Source organism: Pseudomonas tehranensis (assembly GCF_014268615.1).
GTDB classification, from domain to species: Bacteria; Pseudomonadota; Gammaproteobacteria; order Pseudomonadales; family Pseudomonadaceae; genus Aquipseudomonas; species Aquipseudomonas tehranensis.
Genome location: NZ_JABWQV010000187.1, coordinates 1 through 9853 on the forward strand (window position 1 = coordinate 1; position 9853 = coordinate 9853).

At 61.4% G+C, this 9853-nt stretch carries 8 protein-coding genes; all 8 read right to left on the reverse strand.

What is annotated here, in order from left to right; translation table 11 throughout:
- Positions 1-76: 76 nt before the first annotated feature.
- Positions 77-1609, reverse strand: coding sequence for a histidine ammonia-lyase (hutH, locus tag HU811_RS20615; protein ID WP_092401493.1), 1533 nt, complete (start codon positions 1607-1609; stop codon positions 77-79).
- Positions 1610-1724: 115 nt separating this feature from the next.
- Positions 1725-3248: a histidine ammonia-lyase gene (hutH, locus tag HU811_RS20620; protein WP_186657823.1), complete on the reverse strand. Its 1524-nt coding sequence runs from the start codon at positions 3246-3248 to the stop codon at positions 1725-1727.
- Between the two features lie 164 nt (positions 3249-3412).
- Positions 3413-4243: a quaternary amine ABC transporter ATP-binding protein gene (locus tag HU811_RS20625; RefSeq protein ID WP_092401487.1), complete on the reverse strand. Its 831-nt coding sequence runs from the start codon at positions 4241-4243 to the stop codon at positions 3413-3415.
- Positions 4240-5091 carry an ABC transporter permease gene (locus HU811_RS20630; RefSeq protein WP_092455835.1) on the reverse strand — a complete coding sequence of 284 codons (852 nt, stop codon included), beginning with the start codon at positions 5089-5091 and terminating at the stop codon, positions 4240-4242. Before HU811_RS20630 ends, HU811_RS20625 begins: the two co-directional genes overlap by 4 nt.
- A gap of 71 nt (positions 5092-5162) precedes the next feature.
- Positions 5163-6131: an ABC transporter substrate-binding protein gene (locus HU811_RS20635; RefSeq protein ID WP_092401481.1), complete on the reverse strand. Its 969-nt coding sequence runs from the start codon at positions 6129-6131 to the stop codon at positions 5163-5165.
- A 69-nt stretch (positions 6132-6200) separates the two neighbouring features.
- On the reverse strand, positions 6201-7667 hold the full coding sequence (locus HU811_RS20640) for a purine-cytosine permease family protein (protein ID WP_186657826.1): 1467 nt from the start codon (positions 7665-7667) through the stop codon (positions 6201-6203).
- A gap of 142 nt (positions 7668-7809) precedes the next feature.
- Positions 7810-9495, reverse strand: a complete 1686-nt coding sequence (gene hutU, locus HU811_RS20645) for a urocanate hydratase (protein WP_186657829.1) — start codon at positions 9493-9495, stop codon at positions 7810-7812.
- Positions 9496-9619: 124 nt separating this feature from the next.
- Positions 9620-9853 (reverse strand): hypothetical protein (locus HU811_RS27505; protein WP_225248474.1); only part of this gene is annotated, 234 nt, incomplete at its 5' end.

Here is a 9853-nt window from a genome sequence, read left to right on the forward strand (position 1 = left end):
GCTTTCGCGAGCAAGCCCGCTCCCACAGGTATCGAAGCTGATCAAACATCATCTGTACCTGCTCGCGATGAGGTTCTTACAGGCTCGGCAGCAACTGCGCCGTGACCAGTTCATTCAGGCAACGACTGGCCAACAACTCGCTCGCCGCATTGATGTCCGGCGCGAAGAATCGGTCTTTTTCATAGAACGGCACTTCTGCGCGCAACAGGCTGCGAGCCTGCTCCAGCTTCGCGGAGGTCTTCAAGCCTCCCCGCAGGTCCAATCCCTGACAGGCAGCGAGCCACTCAACCGCCAGGATCCCACGGGTATTGTCGGCCATTTCCCACAGACGCTTGCCCGCGGCAGGAGCCATGGACACATGGTCTTCCTGGTTGGCCGAAGTCGGCAGGCTGTCCACCGAATGGGGATGGGACAACGCCTTGTTTTCGCTGGCCAGGGCAGCAGCGGTGACCTGGGCGATCATGAAGCCGGAGTTCACCCCGCCATTGGCCACCAGAAACGGCGGCAGCTGCGACATGTGCTTGTCCATCATCAGCGAAATACGCCGCTCACTCAGGGAACCGATTTCGGCGATTGCCAGGGCCATGTTGTCAGCGGCCATTGCCACCGGTTCGGCGTGGAAGTTGCCGCCGGAAATCACATCACCCTCGGCGGCGAATACCAGCGGGTTATCCGACACGGCGTTGGCTTCGATCACCAGCACCTCAGCGGCCTGGCGGAACTGGGTCAGGCAGGCGCCCATCACTTGTGGCTGGCAGCGCAGGGAATACGGATCCTGGACCTTGTCGCAGTTCTGGTGGGACGCGGAGACTTCGCTGCGCTCGCCCAGCAGATCGCGATAAGCGGCAGCGGCATCGATCTGGCCTTTCTGGCCGCGCGCGGCGTGAATACGCGCATCGAATGGCGAGCGCGAACCGAGCACCGCTTCTACCGTCAAGCTGCCCAGGGCCAGGGCACCGGCGAACAGGTCTTCGCCTTCGAACAGGCCACGCAGGGCAAACGCCGTGGACACCTGGGTGCCATTGAGCAGCGCCAATCCTTCTTTTGCAGCCAGGGTCAGCGGCGCAAGGCCGGCCACTTTCAGCGCTTCGACAGCCGGCAACCATTCACCTTTGTAACGGGCCTTGCCTTCGCCCAACAGCACCAGGGACATGTGGGCCAGCGGCGCCAGATCACCCGAAGCACCGACCGAACCTTTAAGCGGAATGTGCGGATAGACCTCGGCATTGATCAGTGCAATCAGCGCATCAATCACCTGCCGACGGATGCCGGAAAAGCCCCGGCTCAGACTGTTGACCTTGAGCACCATGACCAGCCGCACCAGCGCATCGCTGATCGGCTCGCCCACGCCAGCGGCATGGGACAGCACCAGGGAGCGTTGCAGGTTTTCCAGGTCTTCACTGGCGATGCGGGTCGAGGCTAGCAGACCAAAACCGGTGTTGATGCCGTAGGCGGTACGGTTCTCGGCCAGGATCTGCTCGACGCAGGCGACGCTGGCCTCGATCTGCGCCGACGCGCTGGCGTCGAGGCTCAGGGTCACGGGTTGCTGATAGATGTCACGCAATTGAGCCAGGCTCAATTGGCCGGGAATCAGGTTTAAGGCAGTCATGTATTGCTCCTTTTGAGAGTTTTGTTTTCACCCGCCAGTCGCTCCGGAATGCTCCGTTATCCGTCACCCTGGCCTTTTGGGCGGTGGATGCCTTGGCACGCTGGCGGTTTTTTGATCAATTCAAATTCGGTAAAGCGTTGTGCAGCACGGCTGGATCTTTAAGCAGGGCGGCGGCGCTGGCGATGTCCGGCGCCAGCCAGCGGTCCTGATCGTAGGCCGGCACATGCTCGCGCAGCAGTTTCCAGGCAACGTCGGTGCCGGCACCGAAGCGTTGCGACTTGAGGAATTCAAAAGCCTGGGCGGCCAGCAGGTATTCGATGGCGAGGATCTGCGTGCAGTTTTCCAGCGCCCGGTGCAGCTTCAGGGCGGCGTTGGTGCCCATGCTCAGGTGATCTTCCTGCAAGCCCGAGGTGACAAAGTTGTCGAGCACCGCCGGTTGCGCCAGTTGGCGATTTTCCGCACACAGCGACGCGGCGACGTATTGCACGATCATCATCCCCGAGTTCACCCCGGGGTTGGCCACCAGGAACGCCGGCAGGCCGCTGACGTGAGGATTGATCAAGCGGTCGAGCCGGCGTTCGGCGATGGAGCCGATTTCGGCCATGGCAATCGCCAGCAGATCCGCGGCCAAGGCCACCGACTGGCCGTGGGGGTTGGCCTGGGACATAACCCGGAAGCTCTCCGGCGTACCCAGCAACAGCGGGTTATCGGTGGCGGCGTTGAGTTCGGTTTCAATCTGTTGCCGGGCATGCGCCAGTTGGTCGCGAGCGGCACCGTGGACCTGAGGAATCGAGCGGATGCTCAACGCATCCTGGGTGCGAATGCCCAGGCTCGAAGCGATGACTTCGCTGCCGTCCAGCAGTGCCCGCAAGTTGACGCCGACCTGTTGCATGCCAGGGTGCGGCTTGAGGGCGATAATCTGAGCATCGAACGCCGCGATCTGCCCGCGCTGGGCCTCGAAACTCATGGCGCCGATCACGTCGGCCCATTGCAGCAACCGCGTCGCATCGGCCAGGGCCAGGCAACTGAGGCCGGTCATGCACGGCGTGCCGTTGACCAGGCACAAACCGTCCTTGGCCCCCAGTTGCACCGGTTGCAAGCCCTCTGCGGCCAGAGCCTGTTGCGCCGACACGATTTGCCCGCGATAGCTGACATTGCCAACCCCCAACAACGCGATGCTGATATGGGCCATGTGGGTCAGGTAGCCCACCGAACCCTGGGAGGGCACTTGCGGGGTGATGCCGCGATTGAGCAGCGCCAGCAGGGCTTCGACCACCCGGCGATGAATGCCGGATTTGCCCTGGCTGTAGTTGAGGATGGCCGCGCAGATAATCGCCCGGGTCTGTTCATCGGCCAGCGGCGCGCCGACGCCACAGGCATGGCTGAGCAAGGTGTTGCGCGACAGTTGGCTGAGCTGTTCGTCCTTGAGCGAGACATTGCACAAGGCACCCAGGCCGGTGTTGACGCCATAGGCGCGCTCGCCGCTTGCGACGATGCGCTGGACGATGGCCTGGGCATTGTCGATCCGCGCCCAGGCCTGGGCCGACAACTCCAGAGGCGCGCCGAAGCGGGCGACGGCGACCACATCCTGCCAACGCAACGGAGCGTCGGCGATTACGATTTTTTCAGCCTGGGACATCTTCAACCTCATGAAAAATTCATCTCAGCATCACACCTGGCTTAAGGCATGGCCCTCGTGGCGAGGGAGCTTGCTCCCGCTTGAGTGCGCAGCGCTCACAAGATTTTTGGGGCGGCTGCGCCACCCAGCGGGAGCAAGCTCCCTCGCCACAACTGCGTCCGGCCTTACACCACCGCAGCCCTGCGCTGTACAAACCGGTCAACATACTCATCCGCCGGCGAGTGCAGGATCTCTCGGGGTGTGCCGACCTGGATCAGCTTGCCATCCTTGAGAATCGCGATGCGGTTGCCGATGCGCACGGCTTCGTCGAGGTCGTGGGTGATGAAGACGATGGTCTTGTGCAGGGTCTTTTGCAGCTCCAGCAACTGGTCCTGCATTTCCGCGCGGATCAGCGGATCAAGAGCGCTGAAGGCTTCGTCCATCAGAATGATATCGGTGTCCGCCGCCAGGGCACGGGCCAGGCCCACGCGCTGGCGCATGCCGCCGGACAGCTGGTGCGGGTATTTGTTTTCATAACCCTTGAGGCCCACGGTGTTGATCCAGTGCAGCGCCCGCTCGGCGCACACCTCTTTGCTCTCGCCGCGCACTTTCAAGCCGTAGGCGACGTTGTCCAGCACGCTCTTGTGGGGCAGCAGGCCGAAGCTCTGGAACACCATGCTGATCTTGTGGCGGCGAAATTCGCGCAGGGCGTCCATGTCCAGTTGCAGGATGTCTTCGCCGTCCACCAGGATCGCGCCGCTGGTGGGGTCGATCAGCCGGTTGAAGTGCCGCACCAGGGTGGATTTGCCGGAGCCGGACAGGCCCATGATCACGAAGATCTCGCCAGTGCCGATGCTCAGCGACAGATCGTTCACACCGACCACACAACCGGTTTCGGCCAGCACCTGGTCCTTGGTCTTGTTCTGGCGGATCAGCTCCAAAGCCTCCTTGGAGCGATTGCCGAAAATCTTGAAGACGTTCTTGACTTCGATCTTGCTGATGGCTGCGTTGTTCATTTGCTCACCTCATGCCGAGGACGACCATAGGCCTGGGTAATGCGGTCGATGACCACGGCGAGAATCACGATCGCCAGCCCGGCTTCCAGGCCGCGCCCGACGTTGAGGGTCTGGATGCCCACCAGGACATCTTCGCCCAGGCCACGGGCGCCGATCATCGAAGCGATGACGACCATCGACAGGGCCATCATGGTGGTCTGGTTGATCCCGGCCATGATGCTTGGCAGGGCCAGAGGCAGTTGCACGCCGAACAGCTGTTGCCAACGGTTGGCCCCGAAGGCATTGATGGCTTCCATCACTTCACCGTCCACCTGGCGAATGCCCAGGTCGGTCAGGCGAATCAAGGGTGGCGCGGCGTAGATCACCGTGGCGAAAATCGCCGGGACCTTGCCCAGGCCAAACAGCATCAATACCGGAATCAGGTACACGAAGCTCGGCATGGTCTGCATGATGTCCAACAACGGCATCAACACCGAACGCAGGCGATTGCTGCGGGCCGAGAGAATGCCCAGCGGAATGCCGATCAACACCGAAATAAATGTCGCCACCAGCATCAGGGCGAGGGTCTGCATCAGTTTGTCCCACAGGCCCACCGCACCCACCAGGAACAACAGGCCGACAATCACCGCCGTGGTCGCGACCTTGCGGGTGGCGTGCCAGGCAATGCCGCCGACGATGGCCAGCATCAGCCACCAGGGCGCCAGGCGCAGCAGGCCTTCGAGGTTGACGATGGCCCACAGCAAGGTGTCGGAGATGTGCCGGAACACATCGCCGTAGTTGGTCACCAGGGAGTCGACCCAACTGTTGACCCAGTCGGCGATGGAGAAGGTAAAGCTTTCGGGAAACATAAGAGACTCTCGATCAAGTGGATGCAGTGAACGTCCCGGCCAGCCCTAGGGTTGGCCGGGGGGGATTCGACCTACAGAGCCGCGTCGATTTTCTTGGCCGCGTCTTCACTGACCCAGGCGTGCCAGACTTCAGGATGTTCCTTCAGGAAGATCTTCGCCAGTTTCGGCGACTCGATCCGCTCCTTCGCCATGCGCCCGAGGTTCTGGTTCAGGATATCGATGGGCAGGTTGACCTTTTCCAGCACCGCCACCAGCTCCGGCGCTTCATCGTGGAAGGTCTTGGACAGGCCGACCTTGATGGTCACGCTTTTGTCCACGCCCGGTTTTTCTTCCAGTTTCACCAGATCCACCTGACCCATGAGCGGGGTTGGCGACCAGTAGTAGAACAGGATCGGCTCGCCGCGCTTGTAGCTCGACAGCACCGCCGCATCCAGGGCCGGACCGGTACCGGGGCGGAAGTTGGTGTAGGTTTTTTCCAGGCCATAGCTTTTCAGCATTTCGCTGTTGTCCAGCTCGCAGGTCCAGCCGGCCGGGCAGTTGTAGAAGCGGCCCTTGGACGGCTCTTCCTGATCCTTGAACACAGCGGCGTACTGGCCCAGGTCAGCGATGTTCTTCAGGCCCGGCGCCTTGGGTTCGAGCTTGCGCTTGGCGTCGCCCTCGATCACATAGCGCGGCACATACCAGCCTTCGATAGCACCCACCACCGGGGCGCCGACGCCGACGACCTTGCCGGCCTTCTCGGCCTTATTCCAGACTTCACTGCGACCGACCCATTCTTCGGCGAACACCTGAATATCGTTGCTGCTCAAGGCGTTTTCCATGGTGATGGAGTTGCCTGGCAGACTGTCGGTCTTGCAGCCGTAGCCTTTTTCCAGCACCACTTGCATGACGTCGGTCAGCAACATGCCGCTTTCCCAGTTCAGACCGGCGAATTTCACCGGCTTGCCCGACTCGCACCAACCCGCCGCTTGCGTGGCGCCGGCACTGGCCAGCAGGCCCATGCAAAGCAATGTGGTCAGCAGGGTCTTGTTCGATTTCATTATGTGACGCTCCTAATCAGTGTATTGGCTTACGGCAGTCAAGAGGCATCCAGCCCTGTCAACATCCCATCAGGCCGCTTGGATGCGACCCGCCCTGCTCGGTTGTGCGTCAACCGCGTCCTGCTCGATCGGCAGGATCAATTGATCGGGTACTGCGCTGTGCCACTTCCTGGCGGCGACGTAATACAGCCCCGCCGGGACCACCAGGCCGATGATCCAGGAAATATCCACACCACCCATGGCTTCCACCAGCGGACCGGTATAGAACTTGGTGGCGATGAACGGCAGTTGAACCAGTACACCGAAGACATAGACGCTGATACCAAGGGCATTCCAACGACCGTAGCGACCGTTCGGGTCGGCCAGCGCCGGCACGTCATAGCGCTCGCGAGTGATGCAGTAGTAGTCCACCAGATTGATCGCGCTCCAAGGCGTAAAAAACGCCAGCAAGAACAGGATGAAAGACTTGAACGCACCGAGGAACGAGTGCTGACCGAGCAGCGCGATCAGGGTCGCCGCGCCGACGATGACCAGCACGAAGCCTAGACGCTGCAAGCGCGTGACGTTCAGGTGACCACGAAAACCGCTGATGATGGTCGCAATGCACATGAAGCTGCCGTAGGAGTTCAGCGTGGAGATAGTGACCTTGCCGAACGCGATGCTGAAGTACAGCAGCGCAGCGGTGGCACCCGTACCGCCCAGGCCAACGATGTAGGCCACTTCGTGACCCGCGAACTGCCCATTGGCCGAGGCGGCGGCAAACACGCCGAGGATCATCGCCACCTGCGCGCCGATGACTGAACCTGCGCCTGCGGCAAAAAAGGTTTTCACCGAGGAAGTCTTGCTCGGCAGGTAACGCGAATAGTCCGCTACGTAGGGGCCGAAGGCGATCTGCCAGGAAGCCGCGAGCGACACCGCAAGCAGGAAACTGCTCCAGCTGAAATGGCGGATTTGCAGGAGTGCGCCAACGTCCGTCTGGCTCATCAGGCGAGCGAACAGGTAAACAAAGGCGATCACACCAATGACGCTGGCGACACGGCCAATGAAGTGAATCACCCGATAGCCGAGCACCGTGACCAGCACGATGGCACTGGCGAAAACAAGGATGCCGACGCTGTCGCTGACGCCAAACAACTGGCCAAGCGCCTGGCCGGAAAGCACGGTTCCCGTTGCGGTGAAACCCAGGTACATCAGGCACACCAGCACGATCGGGATGGCCGCGCCGTACACACCAAACTGCACCCGGCTGGAGATCATCTGCGGCAGGCCAAGCTTGGGCCCTTGCGCGGCATGCAACGCCATGACGCCACCGCCGAGCAGTTGGCCGATCAGCAAACCGATCAACGACCAGAACACATCACCGCCCAGCACCACCGCCAATGCGCCAGTGACAATGGCAGTGATTTGCAGGTTGGCACCCATCCAGAGGGTGAACTGGCTCAACAATCGGCCGTGTCTCTCCGCTTCCGGGATGTAGTCGATCGAGCGTTTCTCGATCAACGGCTTGCTACTTGCGCGTGTGCGGGTGACGGCCATGGTTCAACCTCTGTGGATTGTTCTGGGTGTTGGATAACGCCCCTGTAGGAGCTGCCGAGTGCAACGAGGCTGCGATCTTGTCCTGGCCGATTGAGTCGCAAGCGACAGATCAAGATCACAAGATCGCAGGCTTCGCCAGCTCCTACCCGGTAATCATCGGTAGGTTCAGCCCCTGCTCTTTCGCGCAATCAATGGCGATCTGGTAACCCGCATCGGCATGGCGCATCACGCCGGTGCCCGGATCGTTGTGCAGCACACGGGCAATGCGCTCGGCCGCTTCGTCGGTGCCGTCGCAGACAATGACCATGCCCGAATGCTGGGAGAAGCCCATGCCGACGCCGCCGCCGTGGTGCAGCGACACCCAGGTCGCGCCGCTGGCGGTGTTGAGCAAGGCGTTGAGCAACGGCCAATCGGACACGGCATCGGAACCGTCCTGCATGGCTTCGGTTTCGCGGTTGGGGCTGGCCACGGAACCGGAGTCCAGGTGGTCGCGGCCGATCACGATAGGCGCCGACAATTCGCCGCTGCGCACCATTTCGTTGAACGCCAGGCCCAGCTTGGCACGCTGACCCAGGCCGACCCAGCAGATACGCGCTGGCAGCCCCTGGAAGCTGATGCGCTCGCGGGCCATGTCCAGCCAGTTGTGCAGGTGGGCGTCGTCGGGGATCAGTTCCTTGACCTTGGCGTCGGTCTTGTAGATGTCCTGCGGGTCACCCGACAGCGCCGCCCAGCGGAACGGGCCGATGCCACGGCAGAACAGCGGACGGATATACGCCGGCACGAACCCTGGGAAATCGAAGGCATTTTCGACGCCCTCTTCCTGGGCCATCTGACGGATATTGTTGCCGTAGTCGAAGGTCGGCACGCCCATTTTCTGGAAGGCCAGCATGGCTTTGACGTGGACAGCCATCGATTGCTTGGCCGCTTTGACCACAACAGCAGGTTCAGTCTTGGCGCGGGCGCGGTATTCATCCCAGGTCCAGCCGGCCGGCAGGTAACCGTTGAGCGGGTCGTGGGCGCTGGTCTGGTCGGTGACCATGTCCGGGCGCACACCGCGACGGACCATTTCCGGCAGGATTTCGGCGGCGTTGCCACACAGCGCAATGGAGATCGCCTTGCCTTCTGCGGTGTATTTCTCGATACGGGCCAGAGCGTCGTCCAGATCGGTGGCCTGTTCGTCGACATAACGAGTCTTGAGGCGGAAATCGATGCTCACCTGCTGGCATTCGATGTTCAGCGAGCAGGCGCCAGCCAGGGTCGCGGCCAACGGCTGCGCACCGCCCATGCCGCCCAGGCCGGCCGTGAGGACCCAGCGCCCCTTGAGGTTGGCGTCGTAATGCTGGCGACCAGCCTCGACGAAGGTCTCGTAGGTGCCTTGGACGATGCCCTGGCTGCCGATGTAGATCCAGCTGCCGGCGGTCATCTGGCCGTACATGGCCAGGCCCTTGGCATCCAGTTCATTGAAGTGTTCCCAACTGGCCCAGTGCGGCACCAGGTTGGAGTTAGCGATCAACACGCGAGGAGCGTTGCCGTGGGTCTTGAACACGCCCACCGGCTTGCCGGATTGCACCAACAGGGTTTCGTCGTCATTGAGGTGGGTGAGGCTCTCGACGATCTTGTCGTAGCACTCCCAATTGCGCGCCGCACGGCCGATGCCACCGTAAACCACCAGTTCCTTGGGGTTCTCGGCCACTTCCGGGTCGAGGTTGTTCATCAACATGCGCAGCGGCGCTTCGGTCAGCCAGCTCTTGGCGGTCAGGGTGTTACCGCGTGGGGCACGGATTTCAACGTCACGGTATTTTTCGGGTTTGCGGGTAGCGTCGGTCACAGCAAAAACTCCTCAGCGATCAATCCAGACCAGCCCAGGCAATGGGCGCGATTTCCAGGCACGTTACGTTGAGCATGGGGACTCATACGCATACGTCTTTACTTGTATGTACAAGCATATGCAATCAAGCGGCCAACTTATTGAGGATGTGTTTCGGAATGACGTTTGGAATGGCTGAAAGCCCCGATTTTGAGCGGTTTTCGAGCCCGATGAAATTTCTGAAGGGGGAATCCTGGAAGGAGGCAGCCAGGTTATGGAAGCGTGGTTCTGCGCCACACTGGGGCGTTTGGTAACAAGTTGGTGCGCGAAGAGGGAACAGCGAGGGCGAGGCTTTTTGTGGCGAGGGAGCTTGCTCCCG

What these genes read in the sequence shown, in the direction of transcription:
- hutH (WP_092401493.1), bottom strand. Translation starts at nt 1,609, where the DNA reads ATGACTGCCTTAAACCTGATTCCCGGCCAATTGAGCCTGGCTCAATTG.
- hutH (WP_186657823.1), bottom strand. Translation starts at nt 3,248, where the DNA reads ATGTCCCAGGCTGAAAAAATCGTAATCGCCGACGCTCCGTTGCGTTGG.
- HU811_RS20625 (WP_092401487.1), bottom strand. Translation starts at nt 4,243, where the DNA reads ATGAACAACGCAGCCATCAGCAAGATCGAAGTCAAGAACGTCTTCAAG.
- HU811_RS20630 (WP_092455835.1), bottom strand. Translation starts at nt 5,091, where the DNA reads ATGTTTCCCGAAAGCTTTACCTTCTCCATCGCCGACTGGGTCAACAGT.
- HU811_RS20635 (WP_092401481.1), bottom strand. Translation starts at nt 6,131, where the DNA reads ATGAAATCGAACAAGACCCTGCTGACCACATTGCTTTGCATGGGCCTG.
- HU811_RS20640 (WP_186657826.1), bottom strand. Translation starts at nt 7,667, where the DNA reads ATGGCCGTCACCCGCACACGCGCAAGTAGCAAGCCGTTGATCGAGAAA.